The organism is Pantoea sp. GbtcB22, from assembly GCF_019091025.1.
In the GTDB taxonomy this organism is placed as follows: domain Bacteria; phylum Pseudomonadota; class Gammaproteobacteria; order Enterobacterales; family Enterobacteriaceae; genus Pantoea; species Pantoea leporis.
In genome coordinates, this window is sequence record NZ_JAGXKB010001131.1 from 1 (window position 1) to 201 (window position 201).

Annotated in this window: 1 protein-coding gene; it reads right to left on the minus strand. The window is 62.7% G+C overall.

Annotated features, from left to right (window positions below; genetic code table 11):
* Positions 1 to 201: hypothetical protein (locus KVT28_RS27720; protein ID WP_217551583.1), on the minus strand; the 201-nt coding region annotated here is incomplete at both ends.

Genomic DNA, 201 nt, shown 5'->3' on the forward strand with positions numbered 1-201 from the left:
TCAAACTTATCTGTGCCGGTGAACTGCCAGCTCCACGCGCCGGTGCTGACGTCGGCATAGACGCTGCCCACCGCCGTTGTGCCGTCGTAAATAGTTACCAGACTGCCTTTTTCGGCGCTGCCGCTGAGCAGCGGACGCGCATCGTTAGTGAGGCCGGTGCCGTCATTGCTAACCGCGCCTTCAACGCCGCCGCTGACAGCG